The following is a 20,916-nucleotide window of genomic DNA, read 5'->3' as shown; positions in this document are numbered from 1 at the left end:
GTAGTGCAGCGCCTTGCCCGACAGGCTGCCGAGCACCGCCACTTCATTGGGTTGCAGCACATCGCTGGCTTTTTTGCCGAACGTGCTCGCATCCTTGGTGTAGGCCACCACGCGTCCGTTGTTGGACAGCAGCGCCATCTCGCCCGCACCGTCATACAGCTGGGCGTCGGCGGCCTTGAGCATATCCTGGATGAAGTTCAGCGACAGGTCGGCGGCGGCGATGCCCTGGAACTGGCCGTTGACCATGATCGGCTCGACGAACGAGGCCAGCATCACGGTCTTGTTGCCCACCTGGTACGGGGCCGGGTCGATGGCGCAGGCCTTGCCGGTTTCCTTGGAACACAGGTAGTACTCGCTGGTGCGCACGCCTGTGGGCAGCAGGGTACGGTCGTCCACATCCTGGAGTTTGTCGAGGGTCAGGCTACCGTCGTCGTTACGGTACCACCACGGCAGAAAGCGCCCGCTCTGCGGGTTGACGCCCGCCAGCGTGCTGCCTGCATAGCGGGCATCGTCGTGGTCCAGCGCATTGGGCTCCCAGCCCACGTAAACGCCCAGCAGCAGCGGGTTGTCCAGGGCGGTCTGCCTGAGCAGGGCGATCATCTGTTCGCGTTCGAGCTTGAGCTGCGGGTTGCCGGCAGCATCCTGCATGCCGATCAGGGCATTGGTGGTGGCCAGGCCGCGGGCGATCAGCAGCGGCGCCTCGAGGCTGCGCTGGATCTGGCTGACCTGGGTCTGGGCCAGGGCCGTCAGGCGTTGCTCGATCACTGCCTCGAACTGTTGCTGGGTGCGGTTGTGCACCAGCGTCTGGGTGCGGGCACCGGAATACACTGCGTATAGCACCAGTGCTGCAACGATGCTCAGCACGATGGCACCGGCCAGCGCGGCCACGGAAAACTGGATCGACTTGAACTTCATGGGAGCTCCGAGCGCAAAGAGGGTCGCCTGTCTGGGCGTTATCGGCGCGCCGGGGGCAAAGCATGAGTGTGGCGATGCAATTCTTCGCGAACGGCTGTAGCGCGTTTATGATGCGCGGCCTAGGATACGCCGCATGTTCGAAGGGAGTGTTTTCATGCGTAGATCAGTTGTTATCGGTGCCCTGAGCGCCAGTGTGCTGCTGGCCGGTTGCCAGGCCGTGAACACCACCAGTGGTGGAGCGGTGGGCGTGGAGCGCAAGCAGTACATGTTCAGCATGCTGTCGACCGATGAGGTCAACCAGATGTACGCGCAGTCGTACCAGCAGACCCTGGGTGAGGCATCCACCAAGGGTATGCTCGACAAGACCAGTACCACCGCCAAGCGGGTGCAGGCCATTGCCGACCGGCTTATCGTGCAGGCGCCGAAGTTCCGCCCCGATGCGGCGCAGTGGAAATGGGAAGTCAACCTGATCAAGAGCGACGAGCTCAATGCCAACTGCGGCCCGGGTGGCAAGATCATTTTCTATACCGGCCTGATCGACAAGCTCAAGCTGACCGACGACGAGATCGCGGCGGTGATGGGCCACGAAATCGCCCACGCCCTGCGCGAGCATGGTCGCGAGGCGATGTCCAAGGCCTATGGTGTGGAGATGGCGCGCCAGGGCGCAGGTGCCCTGTTCGGCCTGGGCCAGGACAGCCTGGCGCTGGCCGACACCGTGGTGCAGTACAGCATGACCTTGCCCAACAGCCGCAGCAACGAGAACGAAGCCGACCTGATCGGCCTGGAGCTGGCGGCGCGTGCGGGCTACAACCCGAATGCGGCGATCAGCCTGTGGAACAAGATGACCGAAGCGTCGGGTGGTTCGCAGCCTGAGTTCATGAGCACTCACCCGGCTTCGAGCAGCCGTATCGCGTCGTTGCAGGCGGCGATTCCCAAGGTGATGCCGTTGTACGAGCAAGCCAGAAAATAGCGCCGTGACCTTCGCCGGCACTGCCGGCTCCTACCTGAACCTGTAGGAGCCGGCCTTGCCGGCGAATGCTTCACACGCTAGCCGGTATCAGCCCACCCACCCGCTGACCTTCATCGCCGAATACACCGCCACCAGCGCCAGCACCACGAATGCCGTGGCCGCCAGGCGACGGATCAGGGTCAACGGCAGCTTCTCGGCGGCAAAATTGCCCGCCAGCACAACCGGTACGTTGGCAATCAGCATGCCCAGGGTGGTGCCGATGATCACCATGATCAGGTGCGGGTACTGCGCCGCCAGCATCACCGTGGCCACCTGCGTCTTGTCGCCGATCTCGGCAATGAAGAACGCGATCAGCGTGGTCAGGAACGGGCCGAAGCGCCGCGCCGTACTGGCTTCATCGTCATCCATCTTGTCCGGCACCAGGGTCCACAGGGCCGTGGCGGCAAAGCTTGCGGCCAGGATCCAGTGCAACGTGGCCTCCGAGAAGAAACTGCCGAACCACGCACCCACCGCACCGGCCGCCGCATGGTTGGCCAGGGTCGCGGCAACGATACCGGCGATGATCGGCCAGGGTTTGCGAAAGCGTGCAGCGAGGATGAGCGCGAGCAGTTGCGTCTTGTCGCCGATTTCGGCGAGCGCAACGATGGCGGTGGGGACCAGCAATGATTCCAGCATCAGGATTCCTACGGGGGCGGGTCGACACGGCTATGACACGTACAGCCTTCCCGCCCCGGGTAAGGTGTGCGTGTCATAGGTCTTGTCAAACCCTGGATCCGTCTGTGCGGACCGTGGGTCGTACGCGCCATGGTCTGAGGACCAAGTATGTTGACGCGTACCGGGCGAGCTGGGTGCTCGCGGGAGACTACTCCCCTAGGACGGAGCGGATTCTGCCTAGGCAAAACCGTTTGGGCAAGCGAAGTTTTTAAGTTCGTGTGGCCTGGTAGATCCGAAAGCCTTGTCCCTCGTCGCGAATCAGGCAGTTGCCCAAGGCGCCTTCGATGAGCGGTTGGTACCGCAGGAAGCTGTTGGCCACAAGCCGAAGTTCGCCGCCTTTTTTCAGATGATCGGCCGATTTTTTCAGCAAGGTTTCCGAGGCGTGGTAATTGGTGTGAACCCCGGTGTGAAACGGCGGATTGCTCAGGATCACGTTCAGCTCGCGGGGCGCGGCATCGATGCCGTCGCCGGCGATGACCTCCCCCTCCAGGCCATTGGCGGCCAGGGTCAGGCGGCTGCTGGCCACGGCGAAGGCATCCACGTCCAGCAGCGTTACCCGGCTTTGTGGGTAGCGGCGCTTGATCGCCGCGCCGAGCACGCCCGCACCGCAGCCAAAGTCCAGCACATGGCCCACGGGCAGTTGCTCGAGGTTGTCCAGCAGCAGCGCGCTGCCGCGGTCCAGCCGGCCATGGCTGAAGACCCCGGGCAGGCTCACGATCTGCAGCGGGCCTTCGGCCAGCGGCAGTTCGAATCGTTGCGCCAGGCTTTCCAGCGGCTGCGCCTCTGGCGGGGTGTCCACCGTGACCTGCCACAGCTGGCAATGGCGTGCACTGTCGAGCTTGCGCGGCTTGCCGAAGGCGTGCAGCTGCTTGGCCGCACCCTCGATACCCCCGCGCTTTTCACCCACCAGGTACAGCTGGCGCCCACCCAGGCGCGAGGCCAGGGCATTGAGCAGGTAGTTGGCCAGATCGCGGGACTTGGGCAGAAACAGCACGGCGCCGTCGAAAGCCACCGGCGGCACCTCCACGCCATAGTGACTGCGCCCGGCAAATCGCGCCTCGAGCGCGGCCTGGTCGCCGGCGTGCCAGCTCCAGGCGCGGGCATCGGGCAGGCTGCCCAGCAGGTCGTCGGCGGGCAGGCCGGCCAGCAACACGGGGCCTTTGAACAGCTCGGCCTGACGGAGCAACACTTCACTACGCGGGTCCATGGTCGGCGCCCCTCTGCAAAAAGTCGCGAATTCTAGCAGAACTCAGCTGACCACTCGGCGCGGGTTGCCCTGCAGGAAGGCTTCGGCGTTCTCGGCCAGTTGGCCGACGATGCGCTGGCGCGCCTCGACCGCGCCCCAGGCACTGTGCGGGGTGACCACAAGGCGCGGGATATCGCCTGCCAGCAGGGGGTTGCCATTGACCGGAGGCTCCACGCTGAGCACGTCGGTGGCGGCGCCACCCAGGTGCCCGCTGCGCAGTGCGTCGGCCAGCGCCTGCTCGTCGATCAGCCCGCCACGGGCGGTGTTGACCACGAACGCGCCGGGCTTGAGCAGGGCCAGCTCGGCGGCGCCGATCATGTTGCGGGTGCTGTCGTTGAGCGGGCAGTGCAGGGTCAGCGCATCCACCTGCGGCAGCAGCTCGGCCAGGCTCAGGCGATCATCGCGGGCCGGGCGGCCGGGCAACTGGCCGGACAGCACGCGCATGCCGAAAGCTTCGGCCAGGCGCGCCACCGCACCGCCAAGTTCGCCGTGGCCGAGCAGGCCGAGGGTCTTGCCCTCCAGTTCGACGATGGGAAAGTCGAGCAGGCAGAACTGCCTGGCCTGGGCCCATTTGCCGTCGGCCACCGCCTGCTGGTAATCGGGCAGGCGAGTGGCCAGCGCCAGCAGCAGGGCCAGGGTGTGCTGCGCCACCGAGGGCGTGCCGTAGCCCTGGCAGTTGCTGACCACGATGCCCTGGGCGCGCGCGGCCTGCAGGTCGACGTTGTTGGTGCCGGTGGCCGACACCAGGATCAGCCTTAGGTCGGGGCAGGCCGCGAGGGCGGCGGCGTCCAGGTGCACCTTGTTGGTGATCGCCACGCTCGCGCCCTGCAGGCGCTCGGCCACTTCGTGGGGGGCAGTGGTCGGATGCAACTGCAGTTCATCGAAGCAGCCGCGCAGGCGGCTCAGGTCGAGGTCGCCCAGGTCCAGGGAGCTGTGGTCGAGGAATACAGCGCGGCGCAAGGTCATGGGGCAGGCTCCTGGGGTGTGGTTTGAGCAGGTAGTGGGGCATTAGAGCCTGCATCGCCGTGGGCGTAAAGCCAGGCATCCGGCTGCACGGGAGGTGACTGTGCCGATTCACTTGTAACTGTATCTTTCAGAACTGCCAGGCAGTGGGTAAGGTACGCCACCCGATCGTTTGCCAGGAGCGTCACCCCATGTACTGGGCAGAATTTCTCACCGTTGCGCTGATCCACCTGCTGGCCGTGGCCAGCCCCGGCCCGGACTTTGCGGTGGTGGTGCGCGAAAGTGTTACCCACGGTCGGCGCGCCGGTACCTGGACCGCCTTCGGCGTGGGCACGGCGATCTTCCTGCATGTGGGCTATTCGCTGCTGGGCATCGGCCTGATCGTGTCGCAGTCGATCATGCTGTTCAACGTGCTCAAGTGGCTGGCTGCGGCCTACCTGGTGTACATCGGCATCAAGGCCCTGCGTGCCCGCCCGGCGCCTGCCGGCAGCGAGAGCGTGCAGGTCTCGACCGTGGCGCGCACCCCGCGTGCCGCCTTTGTGGCAGGGTTCATGACCAACGGCCTGAACCCCAAGGCCACGCTGTTCTTCCTGTCGCTGTTCACGGTGGTGATCAACCCGCACACGCCGCTGCTGATACAGGCCGGCTACGGGGCCTACCTGGCGCTGGCCACCGGCCTGTGGTTCTGCCTGGTGGCCCTGCTGTTCAGCCACGCCCGCGTGCGCTCCGGGTTTGCGCGCATGGGCCACTGGTTCGATCGCGGCATGGGCGCGGTGCTGGTGGCGCTGGGTATCAAGATCGCCTTCACCGAGATGCACTGAGGCGGTTGATGGCCATTGGCCTGTCATCCCTGCGGGCGCGCAAATCATTCCTTTGGCTGATTTGAGCGCCCCCGTCCCGTTCTAGAGTAAGCGCCGTATTGCCATGCCTGCGTACTCGAAAAAGGGACTCCCATGCTGCAAACCAGGATTATCGCCCCCGCTGCGGGCGCTTACGAATACCCGCTGCTGATCAAGCGCCTGCTGATGTCGGGCAGCCGCTACGAGAAAACCCGCGAGATCGTGTACCGCGGTCAGCTGCGCTACAACTACCTGACCCTGAGCGAGCGCATCGCGCGCCTGGCCAACGTGCTCACCGCAGCCGGGGTCAAGGCCGGCGACACCGTGGCGGTGATGGACTGGGACAGCCATCGCTACCTGGAGTGCATGTTCGCCATCCCGATGATCGGCGCGGTGGCCCACACCATCAACGTGCGCCTGTCGCCCGAGCAGATCCTCTACACCATGAACCACGCCGAAGACCGCTTCGTACTGGTCAACAGCGATTTCATCGGGCTGTATCAGTCCATCGCGCCGCAACTGACCACGGTCGAGAAGACCCTGTTGCTCACCGACGGCCCCGACAAGCATGCCGAACTGCCGAACCTGGTGGGCGAGTACGAGCACTTGCTGGCCGGCGCGGCCACCACCTACGACTTCCCCGACTTCGACGAGAACTCGGTGGCCACCACCTTCTACACCACCGGTACCACCGGCAACCCCAAGGGCGTGTATTTCACCCACCGCCAGCTGGTGCTGCACACCCTGGGCGTGGCTACTGTGACCGGCAGCATCGACAGCATCCGCCTGCTGGGCACCGATGATGTGTACATGCCCATCACCCCGATGTTCCACGTGCACGCCTGGGGCATCCCCTACGTGGCCACCATGCTCGGGCTCAAGCAGGTCTACCCGGGGCGCTACGAGCCGGAGATGCTGTGTCAGCTGTGGCGGGACGAAAAGGTCACCTTCTCGCACTGCGTACCGACCATCCTGCAGATGCTGCTCAACGCCAAGGGCGCGCAGGGCCAGGATTTCGGCGGCTGGAAGATCATCATCGGCGGCAGCTCGCTCAACCGCGCCCTGTATGAGTCGGCCAAGGCCCAGGGCATCCAGCTCACGGCGGCCTATGGCATGTCGGAAACCTGCCCGCTGGTGGCCTGTGCCCACCTCAACGAAGAGCTGCTGGCCGGCAGCGACGACGAATGCATCAGCTACCGCATCAAGGCCGGCGTGCCGGTGCCGCTGGTGGAGGCCGCGGTGATGGATGCCGAAGGCGGCTTCCTGCCGGCTGACGGCGAGTCCCAGGGCGAACTGGTGCTGCGCGCGCCGTGGCTGAGCATGGGGTATTTCCGCGAACCGGAGAAAGGCGCCGAGCTGTGGCAGGGCGGCTGGCTGCACACCGGGGATGTGGCGACCATCGACAGCATGGGCGTGGTCGATATCCGCGATCGCATCAAGGACGTGATCAAGACCGGCGGGGAGTGGGTGTCGTCGCTGGCCCTCGAAGACCTCGTCAGCCGCCACCCCTCGGTGCGCGAAGTGGCGGTGGTGGGTGTACCCGATCCGCAGTGGGGCGAGCGTCCGTTTGCCCTGCTGGTGGTGCGTGACGGCACCAGCATCGACGCCCGCGAGCTCAAGGAGCACCTCAAACCCTACGTGGAGCTGGGCATGATCAACAAGTGGGCAATCCCCAGCCAGATCGCCCTTGTTACCGAAATTCCCAAGACCAGCGTGGGCAAGCTGGACAAGAAGCGCATCCGCGTCGACATCAGCCACTGGCAGGCCAGCAACAGCGCATTTCTGTCCACCCTCTGAAGGCGGGCCGGTCGCGCCCTGGCGGGTGCGACCCTTGCGCCAGACACCTGCGCGCCTTGTCAAAGCGAAAAAATAGGCCATCCTTGCCGCTGCCCGCGCAGTTGGCGAGCGAATCAGCTCTTTGGGTGTAGTACCAACGTGCAAATCACACTTTAGAGGGATCAAGCACAGGTACCTGCTGGCTATAGTCGGGTCAGGGGATTTTTAGGGACGGGGGCCCGCGCAAATGACTGCGCACTGCCACGTTGGTCGACCAGCAGGCGTATTCACGTCGGTCGTTCGATGCGTTTCTCAAAGGACTCACTGCCATAAAAATAAAGTACATGGAGTAGCGTCGATGACATCAGTAAATCTGTTCTGGCGCCGGGCGAAATTGCCATTGGCCGTCAGCCTCGCTTCTACGCTCGCCGGCCCTGCATTCGGCGTCAGTTTCAACATCGGTGAAATCGAAGGTCAGTTCGACTCGTCGCTGTCCGTGGGGGCCAGCTGGTCGACGGCCAAGCCGAACCAGAACCTGATCGGCGTCAACAACGGCGGCAAGGGTCTGTCGCAGACCTCCGACGACGGCCACCTGAACTTCAAGCGCGGCGAGACCTTCTCGAAGATCTTCAAGGGCATCCACGACCTGGAGCTCAAGTACGGCGACACCGGCGTGTTCGTGCGTGGCAAGTACTGGTACGACTTCGAACTCAAGGACGAACACCGCCAGTTCAAGGACATCAGCGACTCCAACCGCAAAGAGGGCGCCAAGTCGTCCGGTGCCGAGCTGCTCGACGCCTTCGTCTACCACAACTACTCGATTGGCGAACTGCCGGGTTCGGTGCGTTTCGGCAAGCAGGTGGTGAGCTGGGGTGAAAGTACCTTCATCGGTGGTGGCATCAACTCGATCAACCCGATCGACGTTTCCGCGTTCCGCCGCCCGGGTGCCGAGATCAAGGAAGGCCTGATCCCGGTCAACATGTTCTACATCTCCCAGAGCCTGACCGACAACCTGTCGGCCGAAGCCTTCTACCAGCTGGAATGGGACCAGACCGTCGTCGACAACTGCGGCACCTTCTTCTCCCAGCCGGACATCATCGCCGACGGTTGCACCGACAACCTGCGCGTATTGTCCAGCAGCCGCACCATGACCCCGGCACAGATCGCCGGCCTGGCCAACTTCGGCGTGGACGTGAACGAGGAAGGCATCAAGGTGGCGCGCGGCCCCGACCGCGATGCCCGTGACAGCGGCCAGTTCGGTGTTGCCCTGCGCTACATGTTCGAACCGCTCAATACCGAGTTCGGCGCCTACGCCATGAACTACCACAGCCGTGCGCCGATCTTCAGCGCCACGGGGGCTTCTGCACAGGCCTACGCCATTGCCGGCATGGTCGACCCGCGCACCGGCGCCGCTATCGTGGCGGGCAACTCCAAGTACTTCGTCGAGTATCCCGAAGACATCCGCCTGTACGGCCTGAGCTTCTCCACCACCCTGCCTACCGGCACCGCGTGGAGCGGTGAAATCAGCTACCGGCCGAACGCACCGGTGCAGCTGAACACCACCGACATCCTGTACGCCGGGGTCACCCAGCTGGGCGGCACGTTCGGCAATGCCTCGCTGCTCAAGGGCCAGGCCGATACCGACCTGCACGGCTACAAGCGCAAGGAAATCACCCAGTTCCAGACCACCCTGACGCACTTCTTCGACCAGGTGATGGGCGCCAGCCGCATGACCGTGGTAGGTGAAGTGGGCGTGACCCACGTGGGCGGCCTGGAAAGCGCCGACAAGCTGCGCTACGGCCGCGATCCGGTGTATGGCCCTGGCCCGCTGCCGGATACCTTCGGCCTCAATACCTGCACGGACATCCTCAACGCCGGCACCATCGGTGGCGCCGCGCCTGGCGGTGGTTCCTCCGCCAACCGCAGCCGCAAGTGCGAAAAGGACGGCTACACCACCAGCACCTCGTGGGGCTACCGTGGCCGCGTGATCTGGGACTACAACGATGTGTTCGCCGGGGTCAACCTCAAGCCGAGCGTGGCCTGGTCGCATGACGTGTCCGGCTACTCGCCAGGCCCGGGCGGCAACTTCGAGGAAGGGCGCAAGGCGGTCAGCCTGGGCCTGGACGCCGAATACCAGAACACCTACACCGCGAGCCTGTCGTACACCAACTTCTTCGATGGCAAGTACACCACCGTGGATGACCGCGACTTCATCGCCCTCAGCTTCGGCGTGAACTTCTAAGCACTGATCCGGGAAGACCAAGATCATGAAAGCAACCAAGAGTCTGTTGAAAATCGGTGTGCTGAGCCTGTCGCTGCTCGCCACCGGCGTGATGGCGGCGGTGTCCGCCGACGAAGCCGCCAAGCTGGGCACCAGCCTGACCCCGATGGGCGCCGAGAAGGCCGGCAATGCCGACGGTTCGATCACTGCCTGGCAGCCCCTGAGCACCACGGCCGGTTCGGTCGATGCCAAGGGCTTCCTGTCCGACCCGTACGGCAACGACAAGCCCAAGTTCACCATCACCGCGCAGAACGTCGACCAGTACAAGGACAAGCTGTCCCCTGGCCAGTTGGCCATGTTCAAGCGCTATCCGGACACCTTCAAGCTGCCGGTGTACCCGACCCAGCGTGGCTCCACGGTGCCGGACTCGGTGTTCGCCGCCATCAAGAAGAACGCCACCACCACCAACCTGGTAGCTGGCGGCAACGGGCTGGAGAACTTCCAGATCGCGATTCCGTTCCCGATCCCGAAAAGCGGTGTGGAGGTGATCTGGAACCACATCACCCGCTACCGTGGCGGTGGCGTCACGCGTGTGGTGAACCAGGCCACGCCGCAGCAGAACGGCAGCTACAGCATGGTGAAGCTCGAGGAACAGTTCATGTTCCGCGATCGCCTGAAGGATTTCGATCCGGCCAACCCTGGCAACGTGCTGTTCTACTTCAAGCAGAAAGTGACCGCCCCGCCGCGCCTGGCCGGTACCGTGCTGCTGGTTCACGAGACCCTCGACCAGGTCAAGGAGCCGCGCAAGGCCTGGATGTACAACGCTGGCCAGCGCCGCGTGCGCCAGGCCCCGCAAGTGTCGTATGACGGCCCGGGTACCGCCGCTGACGGCCTGCGTACCTCCGACAACCTGGACATGTTCAACGGTGCGCCGGACCGCTACGACTGGAAGCTGGAAGGCAAGAAGGAGATGTACATTGCCTCCAACAGCTACAAGCTCGATTCGACGAGCCTCAAGTATGCCGACATCATCAAGCCGGGGCATATCAACCAGGACCTGACCCGTTACGAGCTGCGTCGCGTGTGGCATGTGGTGGGCACCCTGAAGCCGGGCCAGCGGCATATCTATGCCAAGCGTGACTTCTACATCGACGAAGACACCTGGCAAGCGGCCGTGATCGACCAGTACGACGGCCGCGGCCAGCTGTGGCGGGTATCCGAGGCACATGCCCAGGACTACTACAACAAGCAGGTGCCGTGGTACACCCTGGAAGCCATCTACGACCTGCAGTCGGGCCGTTACCTGGCGCTGGGCATGAAGAACGAAGAGCAGAAGGCCTACAACTTCGACTTCACTGCCAGCAAGGCCGACTTCCAGCCGGCAGCGCTGCGCCAGGATGGTGTGCGCTGAGTTAGAACCTCCTCCGTGTGATCCCCAGAACGCCCCGGCTTGCCCGGGGCGTTTCTGTGTGTGGCCCGACAACAGGCCGTGAGGGGCAATGCGGGATGAATTGCACGCAATGCTGCGCTTCGTGAGTTTTTGTCGCTTTTTGTTGTAGTCTTTTTTCCGACCTCTGCGCCAATCATCTTCAAATGTGCCGTTTAAAGCGCTAGTCTCGGCGGGTCTGTTCTGCCGAAGACTTCCAACTAAAACGAGCCGGCCATGACTGATCTGTCGCGTATGCAAGGGTTCGCCAGCCAGGCCATCAGCGCTGTGGAGGGCCGTTTCTACCGTCCACCACTGCCCGAGGGGCACGTGCCGCGCCCGCGGCTATGCCAGCGCCTGCACGCCGGCCTTAGCGGTCGACTGCTGCTGGTTTCGGCGCCCGCCGGTTTCGGCAAGAGCTCGCTGGCCGTGGAGTTCTGCCAGAGCCTGCCGGCCTCGTGGGGCAGCCTGTGGCTGGGGCTGAGCCAGCGCGACAGTGACCCCGGGCGCTTTCTGGAGCGCCTGCTCGAAGGGCTGCAGCAGTTCTGCCCGGACCTGGGCAACCAGGCCCTGGGCCTGCTCAAGATGCGCCAGCGGCACCAGCCTTTTGCCTTCGAGGAGTGGCTCGACAGCCTGCTCGACGAACTGGCCCTGCACCTGCACCCGCAGAACCCGCTGCTGCTGGTGCTCGATGACTACCATCTGGCCCAGGGCCCGGTGCTCGACCGCTGCCTGCAGTTCTTCCTCAATCATTTGCCGCCTGGCCTGGTGCTGCTGGTCACCAGCCGCCAGCGTCCCGACTGGCACCTGGCGCGCCTGCGCCTGTCGCAGCAGTTGCTCGAACTCACCGAACAGGACCTGCGCCTGAGCCCCGAGGAATCCCTGGCCGTGCTCGACCAGCACCCCACCACGCTGCGTGGCCAGGCCCTGGACAACCTGATTCAACGCAGCGATGGCTGGGTCGCCGGCCTGCGCTTCTGGCTGCTGGCCGCCTCCGAGGCGGGGGTCGACAGCGCCTTGCCCCACGCCCTGCATGGCGGCGAAGGGCTGATCCGCGACTACCTGCTCGAAGAAGTCATCGACTGCCTGCCGCCCGAGGTGCAGGCGTTTCTCTACGACACCGCCTGCCAGGAGCGTTTTTGCGCCGACCTGTGCGATGCCCTGCGCGAAAGCCACGACAGCGCGCAGATACTGCGTTACCTGAAGGCACACCAGGTGTTTCTGGTACCGCTGGACGAGCAGGGTCAATGGCTGCGTTATCACCACCTGTTCTCCGACCTGCTGCGCACCCGCCAGGCCAGCCAGCCGCTGGCCAGCCTGCATCTGCGCGCGTGCCGCTGGTTCCACGCCCAGGGCCTGCTCGACGAGGCGGTGGAGCAGGCCCTGCGCGCCGGTCACCTGGACGTGGCGGCCAACCTGGTGCAGAACCTGTCCGAAGAGCAACTGCTGGCCGAACAGAACGTCGGCATGCTGCTGCGCTGGAAGATGGACCTGCCCGACAGCCTGCTGATCAGCACCCCGCGCCTGATCGTGCTGTACAGCTGGGCGCTGGGGCTGGCCTGCCAGCTGGACGCGGCCGAGGAACTGGTCAGCCACCTCAGCCGGTTCCTGCCGGCGCCTTCGGCCACGGCGCAGAAGTCCATGCTGGCGCAATGGCTGGCCCTGAGCGGAATCATCGCCCGCGGTCGCGGCGACCGTCTGAAAACCCGCTCGTACTGCCAGCAGGCGCTGCGCAGCCTGCCCACCAAGCGCTACGGCCAGCGCCTGATGTGCCTGTCCACGTTGTCCAACCTGGCCATCGCCGAGGGCGATTTCTGGCACGCCCGTGGCTGGAACCGCGAGGCGCTGGAGCTGGCACGGCGGGTCGGCAACCCGTTGTTCGAGGCCCTGGCCCACTACGATCGCGCGCGGGTGCTGCATGCCCGTGGCGAGGTCCTGCGTTCGATGGAGGAGGTGCGCCACGGCCTGCAACGCCTGCAAGGGCTGTCGGCCCAGCGCCTGTACGCGGCGCGTGCGCGCCTGGCGCTGTACGAAGGCTACCTGCTGGTCGCCGGGCTGCAGCCCCAGGAAGGGCGTGCGCGCTTGCGCGCCGGGCTGGTGGAAGCGCGTGCCTGTCGCGACATCAGCGTACTGATCGGGCATTGCGTGCTGGCCACCCTGGACGGACGCGAGGGGCGTTTTACCGAGGCCTTCTGCGAGCTGGCCGAGGCCGAGCGCCTGATGCATATCTGGGACGTGCCGCCGGTGTTCTACCTGGCCATGATCACCCTGGTCAAATGCGAGCTGTGGCTGGCCCAGGGGCGCATGGACCTGGCCGAATCCTGGCTGCTGCGCCTGGGCCAGACCTACGGTGGCGAACGTGCCGCCGCCGCACCGGAGTTCCATCCGCTGCTGCCTTTGCACATCGAACTGCAGCAGGCCCTGCTGGAACAGGCCCAGGGGCGTACCGCACAGGCCGCACAACGCCTGCAGGCGCTGACCGAGCACGGGCGCAGCAATGGCGGCCAGCTGCTCGGCACCACCGCGGTGTGTCAGCATATCGGCCTGTTGCTGGCGAGCGGTGCTGCAGAGGCGGCCGTGGTGTTGCTGCCCCAGGCCCTGGAGGCCGCGCAGGGGGGCGTGCTGCAACCCTTCCAGCGGCTGCTGGAAGATCACCCCGAGTGGATGCGCGAGCAGTTGCTGGCCCAGCCGGCGGGGCCGGTGCAGGCGCGCCTGCTGTCGCTGTTGCCGGTGGTTGATACCCCGCCGGCCCCCGGGGCGGGCACCGAGGCTCTGAGTGCGCGAGAGATGTCGGTACTCAAGCTGATCGCGCTGGGGTGCTCCAACCAGCAGATCAGCGAGCAACTGTTCATTTCGTTGCACACCGTCAAGACCCACGCCAGCCACATCAACAGCAAGCTCGGCGTCGAGCGCCGCACCCAGGCGGTCGCCCGGGCCAAGGCGCTGGGCCTGTTGTAGCACGGCAGTCGGCCAAGTATGATGGCATAGCGCCATCATACTTGGCGCGTTGGCTTCATGCCGCATGCTTGCGGCGCCTCAAGCAAAGTGCACGTGCTGCCGATAGCCTTTCCGAGGCCTGCAGCCGTTGACGTTGCTTGCCCAAGCAGCATGCGCTGGCGATGATCGTCGCGCTGCTTGCGTCCTGAAGCCGAGCCTGTCCCTGTAGGCGCCTTGGCGCCGCTCTTCTTTCTTCCAAGTCAGGTTTTGTGGATGTTGGTGTATAGCCAAAAAAGTTTTCTGATCGTCGATGACTTCACCGACTTCCGCACGTCCGTGCGTTCGATGTTGCGGGAAATGGGTATCCGCGACGTCGATACCGCCGAGAGCGGCGAGACGGCGATTCGCATGTGCGGGCAGAAGCGCTATGACTTCATCCTGCACGACTTCCACCTGGGCGACGGCAAGAAGAACGGCCAGCAGGTGCTGGAAGACCTGATGATCGACAAGCTGATCAGCCACGAGGCGATCTTTGTCATGGTGACGGCCGAGAGCAGCCAGGCGGTGGTGCTCAGTGCCCTGGAGCACGAGCCGGACGCCTACCTGACCAAGCCCTTCAACCGCCTGGGGCTGACCCAGCGCCTGGACAAGCTGGTACAGCGCAAGACCCTGCTCAAGCCTATCTTGCAGGCGCTGGACCGTGGCCGACCGGCCGAAGTGCTGCTGGCCTGCGACAACCTGTGCAAGCAGGACCCGCGCTTTGCGCCGCTGTGCCTGCGCTACCGTGCCGACGCCCTGGGCGCCCTCAACCGGCATGAGGAGCTGGAGCGCTTTCTCAAGGCGATCCTGGCCAACCGCCCTACGCCGTGGGCGTACGCGGCGCTGGGCAAGCTGCTGTTCAAGCGCGGCCAGGCCGTCCAGGCCAAGGAAATCTACGAACAGGCGATCAAGGCGTTTTCGATGATGCCCGGCCTGTACGACGGCTTGGCCGACGTGCTGGCTGCCGCAGGTGAAACCCGCCGTGCCCAGTCGGTGCTCGAAGAGGCCGTACGCCTGTCGCCGCTGGCGGTCCGCCGGCAGATGCAACTGGGCAAGCTGGCCCTGGGCAACGCCGACTTCGACACCTCGTCGCGGGCCTATCGCCAGGCCGTGAGCCAGGGCCAGAATTCGCGTTTCAAAGACCCTGAAAGCAACCTGGGCCTGGCCCAGGCGCTGATCCAGAAGAACGTGGGCAACGGCCTGGATGCACGCACACGGGTGGAGCTGAACCAGGTGCTGGGCGATGTGGCCAAGGAGTACACCGACGACCAGGGCCTGCAGGTACGTGCGCGCTTGATCAAGGCCACCGGCCTGGCGCAGGCGGGCGATGCCGAGACGGCCGCCAAGCTCACCGAGGCGGCGGTTGCGCGGCTGGAGAACATGGACCAGTTCTTCTCGGCCGAAACCGCCCTGGCAGTGGCTGCGCAGTTGCAGCAACTGGGTCAGGAGGCGGCGGGCACGGCCATCCTCAAGAACTGCGTGGAAGTCTACGGTGACGACGCGAGCGTGATGCAGAGCATCGCCAAGCTGACTGACGACCCGACGATTCTGGGCGCCGGCAACGAAGCCGTCGACCTCAACCGCCAGGGCGTGCGCAGCTATCAGGCCGGCAAGGTCGGCGAGGCGCTGGAGCAGTTCCGGCGCGCGCTGGCGTTGCAGCCCAAGAACATCAGCATTGCACTGAACACTGCCCAGGCGCTGCTGCGCATGGCCGGGGAAAACCCCTCGAGCGCCGCGCTGGAGGAATGCCGCGCGTGCCTGGCCAAGGTGGCGGGCATTCCCAATACCGATCCGCGCTACGAGCGCTATCGAAAACTGCGTATCCGGGCGGTGGGCTCATGAGCAACGATTCCCAGGGGCTGGATTTTTCCACGGTGATCGCCTCCACCGTACACGACATGAAGAACTCCCTGGCGATGCTGATGCAGGCGCACAGCCAGTGGCTGTCGCGCCTGCCGGCCGCCCAGGCGCAAGGCCCGGAGCAGGCGGTGGTGGAGCACGAGTTCGCGCACCTCAACGGCATGCTCGTGCAGCTGCTGGGGTTGTACAAACTCGGGGTCAATCAGTTGCCCATGTGCCCCGACTACCATGACCTGGACGACTTCATCGGCGGCCTGCTGGCCTCCAATCAGCCGATCATCGACAGCCGCGAGATCATTGCGCGCTACGAGATCGATGCCTTCAACCCGCTGGGCTTCTTCGACCGCGAGCTGGTCGGTTCGGTGATCTCCAACGTGATCAACAACGCCATCCGCTATGCCGGGCACGCCTTGCTGGTCACGGTGGCCGAGCAGGGCGAGCAACTGGTGCTGAGCATCAATGACGACGGCCCGGGTTATCCACAGGGCATGATCGACCGTCAGGCCGACTACGTGCAGGGCATCAACCTGCACACCGGCAGCACCGGGTTGGGCCTGTACTTCGCTGAACGCATTGCTGCGCTGCACGAGCGCAACGGTGTGCGCGGGCGCATCGAGATCGCCAATGGCGGTGCCCTGGGCGGCGGCCTGTTCCAGCTGTACCTGCCCTGAGCCAGTCGCCGGTCGGCCAGGGCGTTGCACCAAAGTCTACAAATTAAACGGTTAGTACATAAAATCCCGTAATATAGGCCACCTGCATTTCTTGTGTCCCGGTTCGCGTCTTCGTCGCTGACCGGGTGGTGATCTATTGTCTTTCGGGAGGGCCGTTTGAGCCTCTTTTCGCGTTTTCCGTTCAGCCCCCTCGCGTTTGCCGTGGGCCTTTCTTCCAGCTTGCTGGCGTGTGCGGTGCAGGCCGATGCATTCGACACCCTTGTCGACAGCCCGACCCTGACCGGCGACTGGGGCGGCAGCCGCTCACGCCTGGAGGCGAGCGGCGTCAAGCTCACCGGCGAGTATGTGTCGGAAACCATGGGCCTGGTCAGCGGTGGCCTCAAGCACGGTGCGCGCTATGCGCAGCAGGTCCGCCTGGGCGCCACCTTCGACCTCGAGACATTGCTGGACGAGGCGGATGCAGGCACGGTCCAGCTGACGATCAATGACCGGCGCGGCAACAGCGCCTCGCAAGACCTGGTGGGCAACCGGCTGCCGGTGCAGGAGATCTACGGCGGGCTGTACACGCGCCTGAGCGAGCTGAGCTATGCGCGCAGCCTGTTCACCGACGACCTGAACGTCAAGCTCGGCTGGATGGCCATGGGCAATGACTTCGGCGGCATGGGCATCCTCACCAACTTCGTCAACGCAGGTTTCTGCGCGCACCCGCTGAGCATGTCCGGTGGCAGTGGCTGGGGCAACTACCCCACCGCGCACTGGGGCATGGAGCTGAAATACCGCATCAGCCCCGAGTGGACGGTGCAGACCGCCTGGTTCAACGTGAACCCCGAGACCAACAGCGCCTCGTCCAAGGCCTTCGACCTGACCTCCAGCGGCACCACCGGGGCCATCCTGCCGGTGGAGCTGATTTACAACAACCTGGCTACCTATGATGGGCAGTACAAGTTCGGCTGGTATTACGACACCTCCGACACTGCGCGCATCGGCCAGCCCGACAGCAAGGCGGCGGGGCGTCACGGTGCCTATGTCCTGGTCGATCAGATGGTATGGCGTTCGGATTCGACCCGGGGGCGCAGCGTACGCCTGTTCGCGCAGGCCGCCGACACCGACACGGCCACTTCGCCGTTCTCGCACTGGTACGCGGCCGGAGCGGTGCTGAGCCGACCGTTCGCTTCGCGCGAGCATGACAACGTGGGGTTGGCATACGGCCGTGCGGTGTTCAACTCGCGCAGCCGCGATGTCCAGATCGCCAACCTGGAGCGCGGTGGCGACCTGGCCCAGGCGCAGAGTGTCAGCAACCTGGACATGGGCGAGCAGTTGCTGGAACTGAGCTACACCGCCCAGGTAACCCGCTGGCTGACGGTGCGCCCGAGCGTGCAGTACGTGATGGAGCCGGGTGCATTTTCCGGCAAGGACACCCAGGACGCGTTGCTGGCCGGCGTACAGGTGAAGGTGCAGTTCTGATGGCGTGAGCGCGATGCGCTTGTTCGCCTGGAGGCTGACCCCTGCACAGGACTGTAGGAGCCAGCCTTGCTGGCGAAGAGGGCTGCATGACATCATCCCGCGCCCAGATCGCCCAGGATAGCCTCGCCTTCATGCTTCGCACTGCACTGTTTGCCCTCGCTCTGTTGTCCTTCCCGGTTTTCACCTACGCAGCCCCTTCGGCCTCGGACAAGAGTTGCAGCGGTGACGATTATGTCTGCCCCGACTGGATGCCGACCCAGGGCCAGGTGCAAGACGCCATGGCTGACTTCACCCGCAAGCTTCACGCCAGTGGCCGGATGACGTCGCCGATCAAGGTGCTGGGCCGCATAGAAGTCTCCACCGTCTCTTGCGCATCGATGGGCCCGGAACGCGATTCGAACTTCATCTGCGGTGCCGAAGTACGCCTGCTCGGCGACGGCGGGCAGACCCACCACGTGCAATCGTCCTACACCATGCGGCTTTCCGAGTCGAACCGGTTCAGCGTCTACTCGCAGGGCGAATGGGTTGAGTTGTGACGCGAATCGTGGCTGACTGCGCGCTCTTTTTCATCGAGCCCCTGCCGTAGCCATGAGTGAACTCACCGTCGAACTGATCCCGACCGGCCCTGAACACATCGAGCTGATCCGCAACCTCTACCAGTTCTATGCCTACGAGTCCTCGGACTGGGAGCAGGAAGACGTCGAGGTGGACGGCCGTTTCTACATCCACGACGAACACCTGGCCCGCTACTGGCAGGAGCCGCAGTGGAGCGCCAACCTGATTCTGGTCGATGGCTACATCGCCGGCTTCCTGCTGGTCGAGCGCAGCGAACTGGCAGGGCTGGACGCACAGGAGCTGGCCGACCTGTTCATTCTCAAGCGCTACCGGCGCAAGGGCATCGGCCAGGCATTGGCTACCCAGGTGCTGATGAGTGGGGAAGGGGACTGGCTGGTGCGCTTCTATGACCAGGATGAAACCTCACAGGCGTTCTGGCGCAGCGTGCTCGACAACCTGCCACGGCCGGTGCAGGCCATCGAACTGGATGATGAGGGCGAGCTGCTGAGCTTTTTGATTACGCGGGCGGTCATGCATTGAAAGGGCCGGCTACCAGCGGCAAGCCTCACCAGACTTCATGGGGCTGGGCCCTGTAGTTTTTTTCGATGCGCTAGACCAGCAAGGGCGCGCTGATTAATCCTCGGGTGGGGTACTTCTGCTCTTGCGAGCTGAATGCCCTGTCCGGTCGATACTCTTCGTCACCGTCCCACAGCCAGAGCGAGCCACCCGGCCCACCCGCCCTTGTGCGGAATGTCAGAGATCCATACCGCCGTGCATTGACAATTATTCCAGCGATGAGAGCTGGCCCGACTGCTTTCGACCAAACTCGAAGAGCTGTTTGGTCAGCAGCAGGAAACCACTGTGCGTAAGCGTGGCCCAAGACCTGTTCCACTTGGAAGGTTTGACGCTGAGCTTAAGCCACTAGTAGCTAGATCATCTACCTTTCTGGCAGCGCCACCAGTTGCTTTTGCACCGTTAAATCACCTAGATTTCACGGCCTTCTCTTTTATGTAGTCCTCCAAATAACTTTCTAAGGGCTTTGCTGTTCCAAGAACATGAAGCGCACCAGACTGCGTAGTATTTTGAAATTACTGAGATTTGCTGGCTTCCCGGTCTGCCCATCAAGGAATCTAACAACACCATTCTGATTAAACACATTGAAAACATGCCCTGGCTGACCCAGCCCATAAGAACCAAACACAACTCCCCGAGCGCCATTTCCGGAGCTTGCCATTTGCTGCGCAATATTGTCAGGCGCCGTTATAGGGCCAAATTTAGACCCAAATTGTTTTTGAAACACACTCAGCGGGACACCTTTCGCCTGGCCTTGCAGGCGCAAAACAAACCATACTTGGTCTGTTTTTTGATGGACTATGTAGAGTTAGTATTGATTAACGTGCCGCCATCTTTACCAAGGCCATCGTAATCGATCAGTGTTTGCTCAACTGCCCGAGCGTCAGCACGAGAAATATTCTCAAGCCCTCTGATTTCGGAAACCACTATACCTTTTTGTCTGAGGTGAGCTTGACTGCGTTTAACTATGTCGTCGGTTTCCAACGTAACGAGTCACGCCATCAATAACGCAGTTATAAACACAGGCCTTTCCGCCTATAGAGGCAACCTCACCTGCGCCTTTTGCACCGAAGGACTAATTCTACTTAATAGAAATTTCTTTTAATTCCTCGATAAGTCGATCCCCCTCCTCACTTTGCGACTCCAAACTAATCATCACAGGAAAGTCTTCATAAACCAATCGCAGGAGCCGGTCTTTTATAATCACCCCCCACACTCTAGTATCAACAGAATCACTTCTGCTAATAATCTTTCCAGAAAATAACTTAACGAATTCTTCGGCATAATTAGGGAAGCCTTCCCAGCCCACATCAGAAGTCAGCTCCGCATACAGTCTCCCAGACCTCATGCGGCCAAGAGAAAACACTTTTTCATCAATAAATTTTTTCATTGAAAAAGATCTCCACCACCAGCTCGCGTAGAGCTCTCAATTATCTGATCAAAAGTTTTTCCCTTTTTAACTAAATCATCAAATGCAGGGCCGATCTTGTTACCATATCGCTCCAAATTTCTTGCATCGATTACGTCAAGCATATCCGGAGGCGTATACTCCCTATACTTTACTTTCAACTCGTTTCTTGCGCCATATGCATATTTTGCGACTTCTTCTGCGCTAGCGCCGCCGGCACGCATTTTGTCCACAGCACCTTGCAAGTCGTAAACATCTTTAACATAGTTTTGTCGGACAGGTGGGAGATACCCGAAGTCTCCGTCAGCTTTAGATATAGCGTTGTCCCAAGCAGGAGTA

The 20,916-nt window shown here is 63.3% G+C and carries 17 protein-coding genes and 1 riboswitch; of the genes, 11 read left to right on the top strand and 6 right to left on the bottom strand.

All coding sequences use genetic code 11. The features are described from left to right. Positions 1-1,069 precede the first annotated feature (1,069 nt). On the top strand, positions 1,070-1,885 hold the full coding sequence (locus tag FW760_RS23480) for a M48 family metallopeptidase (RefSeq protein WP_058540663.1): 816 nt from the start codon (positions 1,070-1,072) through the stop codon (positions 1,883-1,885). A gap of 87 nt (positions 1,886-1,972) precedes the next feature. Here FW760_RS23480 and FW760_RS23475 read toward each other — a convergent pair whose 3' ends face one another. The 3 genes from FW760_RS23475 to FW760_RS23465 form a co-directional block, all read right to left on the bottom strand. Further along, on the bottom strand, positions 1,973-2,560 hold the full coding sequence (locus FW760_RS23475) for a TMEM165/GDT1 family protein (RefSeq protein WP_043864356.1): 588 nt from the start codon (positions 2,558-2,560) through the stop codon (positions 1,973-1,975). 87 nt (positions 2,561-2,647) lie between these two features. Further along, positions 2,648-2,769, bottom strand: a riboswitch (yybP-ykoY riboswitch). A 38-nt stretch (positions 2,770-2,807) separates the two neighbouring features. Continuing rightward, the gene (locus FW760_RS23470; RefSeq protein WP_043864357.1) at positions 2,808-3,806 is read right to left on the bottom strand and encodes a class I SAM-dependent methyltransferase; all 999 of its coding nucleotides are present in this window, start codon (positions 3,804-3,806) and stop codon (positions 2,808-2,810) included. A gap of 42 nt (positions 3,807-3,848) precedes the next feature. After that, on the bottom strand, positions 3,849-4,811 hold the full coding sequence (locus FW760_RS23465) for a 2-hydroxyacid dehydrogenase (RefSeq protein ID WP_104572244.1): 963 nt from the start codon (positions 4,809-4,811) through the stop codon (positions 3,849-3,851). A 188-nt stretch (positions 4,812-4,999) separates the two neighbouring features. Here FW760_RS23465 and FW760_RS23460 point away from each other — a divergent pair, with 188 nt between their 5' ends. The 10 genes from FW760_RS23460 (at position 5,000) to FW760_RS23415 (ending at position 19,136) form a co-directional block, all read left to right on the top strand. Continuing rightward, the gene (locus tag FW760_RS23460) at positions 5,000-5,629 is read left to right on the top strand and encodes a LysE family transporter (RefSeq protein ID WP_043864359.1); all 630 of its coding nucleotides are present in this window, start codon (positions 5,000-5,002) and stop codon (positions 5,627-5,629) included. 132 nt (positions 5,630-5,761) lie between these two features. Beyond that, complete coding sequence (locus FW760_RS23455) at positions 5,762-7,444, top strand: fatty acid--CoA ligase (RefSeq protein WP_116052809.1); 1,683 nt, start codon at positions 5,762-5,764, stop codon at positions 7,442-7,444. 337 nt (positions 7,445-7,781) lie between these two features. Continuing rightward, positions 7,782-9,665 (top strand): DUF1302 domain-containing protein, encoded by a 1,884-nt coding sequence (locus FW760_RS23450; protein ID WP_088515274.1) that lies wholly within the window; start codon positions 7,782-7,784, stop codon positions 9,663-9,665. Positions 9,666-9,690: 25 nt separating this feature from the next. Then, positions 9,691-11,055, top strand: coding sequence for a DUF1329 domain-containing protein (locus tag FW760_RS23445; RefSeq protein WP_043864362.1), 1,365 nt, complete (start codon positions 9,691-9,693; stop codon positions 11,053-11,055). A gap of 252 nt (positions 11,056-11,307) precedes the next feature. After that, the gene (locus tag FW760_RS23440) at positions 11,308-14,028 is read left to right on the top strand and encodes a LuxR C-terminal-related transcriptional regulator (protein ID WP_078481525.1); all 2,721 of its coding nucleotides are present in this window, start codon (positions 11,308-11,310) and stop codon (positions 14,026-14,028) included. Between the two features lie 252 nt (positions 14,029-14,280). Next, complete coding sequence (locus tag FW760_RS23435) at positions 14,281-15,888, top strand: tetratricopeptide repeat-containing response regulator (protein WP_043864364.1); 1,608 nt, start codon at positions 14,281-14,283, stop codon at positions 15,886-15,888. Then, positions 15,885-16,577, top strand: a complete 693-nt coding sequence (locus FW760_RS23430; protein WP_054916226.1) for a sensor histidine kinase — start codon at positions 15,885-15,887, stop codon at positions 16,575-16,577. Before FW760_RS23435 ends, FW760_RS23430 begins: the two co-directional genes overlap by 4 nt. A gap of 156 nt (positions 16,578-16,733) precedes the next feature. Continuing rightward, a complete protein-coding gene (locus FW760_RS23425; protein ID WP_116052815.1) occupies positions 16,734-18,041 on the top strand; it encodes a carbohydrate porin in 1,308 nt (435 codons plus the stop codon). Between the two features lie 86 nt (positions 18,042-18,127). Continuing rightward, positions 18,128-18,577 (top strand): hypothetical protein, encoded by a 450-nt coding sequence (locus tag FW760_RS23420; RefSeq protein ID WP_446444033.1) that lies wholly within the window; start codon positions 18,128-18,130, stop codon positions 18,575-18,577. Between the two features lie 52 nt (positions 18,578-18,629). Continuing rightward, entirely contained in the window at positions 18,630-19,136 is a 507-nt protein-coding gene (locus tag FW760_RS23415; RefSeq protein WP_054916224.1) for a GNAT family N-acetyltransferase, read from the top strand. A 490-nt stretch (positions 19,137-19,626) separates the two neighbouring features. Here the strand turns inward: FW760_RS23415 and FW760_RS23410 are convergent, their stop codons facing one another. From FW760_RS23410 to FW760_RS23400, 3 genes are all read right to left on the bottom strand, one after another. Then, positions 19,627-19,896, bottom strand: coding sequence for a toxin glutamine deamidase domain-containing protein (locus tag FW760_RS23410; protein WP_353229557.1), 270 nt, complete (start codon positions 19,894-19,896; stop codon positions 19,627-19,629). Positions 19,897-20,250: 354 nt separating this feature from the next. Then, the gene (locus tag FW760_RS23405) at positions 20,251-20,559 is read right to left on the bottom strand and encodes a DUF3630 family protein (protein WP_054916223.1); all 309 of its coding nucleotides are present in this window, start codon (positions 20,557-20,559) and stop codon (positions 20,251-20,253) included. Then, a partial coding sequence (locus FW760_RS23400; RefSeq protein ID WP_446444032.1) for a hypothetical protein occupies positions 20,556-20,916 on the bottom strand: 361 nt, incomplete at its 5' end. The genes FW760_RS23405 and FW760_RS23400, both read right to left, overlap by 4 nt.

The sequence above is a fragment of the Pseudomonas sp. 1176_21 genome (assembly GCF_052850635.1).
This window is presented reverse-complemented; position numbering and strand designations above follow the sequence as displayed.

What these genes read in the sequence shown, in the direction of transcription:
- FW760_RS23480 (WP_058540663.1), top strand. Translation starts at nt 1,070, where the DNA reads ATGCGTAGATCAGTTGTTATCGGTGCCCTGAGCGCCAGTGTGCTGCTG.
- FW760_RS23475 (WP_043864356.1), bottom strand. Translation starts at nt 2,560, where the DNA reads ATGCTGGAATCATTGCTGGTCCCCACCGCCATCGTTGCGCTCGCCGAA.
- FW760_RS23470 (WP_043864357.1), bottom strand. Translation starts at nt 3,806, where the DNA reads ATGGACCCGCGTAGTGAAGTGTTGCTCCGTCAGGCCGAGCTGTTCAAA.
- FW760_RS23465 (WP_104572244.1), bottom strand. Translation starts at nt 4,811, where the DNA reads ATGACCTTGCGCCGCGCTGTATTCCTCGACCACAGCTCCCTGGACCTG.
- FW760_RS23460 (WP_043864359.1), top strand. Translation starts at nt 5,000, where the DNA reads ATGTACTGGGCAGAATTTCTCACCGTTGCGCTGATCCACCTGCTGGCC.
- FW760_RS23455 (WP_116052809.1), top strand. Translation starts at nt 5,762, where the DNA reads ATGCTGCAAACCAGGATTATCGCCCCCGCTGCGGGCGCTTACGAATAC.
- FW760_RS23450 (WP_088515274.1), top strand. Translation starts at nt 7,782, where the DNA reads ATGACATCAGTAAATCTGTTCTGGCGCCGGGCGAAATTGCCATTGGCC.
- FW760_RS23445 (WP_043864362.1), top strand. Translation starts at nt 9,691, where the DNA reads ATGAAAGCAACCAAGAGTCTGTTGAAAATCGGTGTGCTGAGCCTGTCG.
- FW760_RS23440 (WP_078481525.1), top strand. Translation starts at nt 11,308, where the DNA reads ATGACTGATCTGTCGCGTATGCAAGGGTTCGCCAGCCAGGCCATCAGC.
- FW760_RS23435 (WP_043864364.1), top strand. Translation starts at nt 14,281, where the DNA reads ATGTTGGTGTATAGCCAAAAAAGTTTTCTGATCGTCGATGACTTCACC.
- FW760_RS23430 (WP_054916226.1), top strand. Translation starts at nt 15,885, where the DNA reads ATGAGCAACGATTCCCAGGGGCTGGATTTTTCCACGGTGATCGCCTCC.
- FW760_RS23420 (WP_446444033.1), top strand. Translation starts at nt 18,128, where the DNA reads ATGACATCATCCCGCGCCCAGATCGCCCAGGATAGCCTCGCCTTCATG.
- FW760_RS23415 (WP_054916224.1), top strand. Translation starts at nt 18,630, where the DNA reads ATGAGTGAACTCACCGTCGAACTGATCCCGACCGGCCCTGAACACATC.
- FW760_RS23405 (WP_054916223.1), bottom strand. Translation starts at nt 20,559, where the DNA reads ATGAAAAAATTTATTGATGAAAAAGTGTTTTCTCTTGGCCGCATGAGG.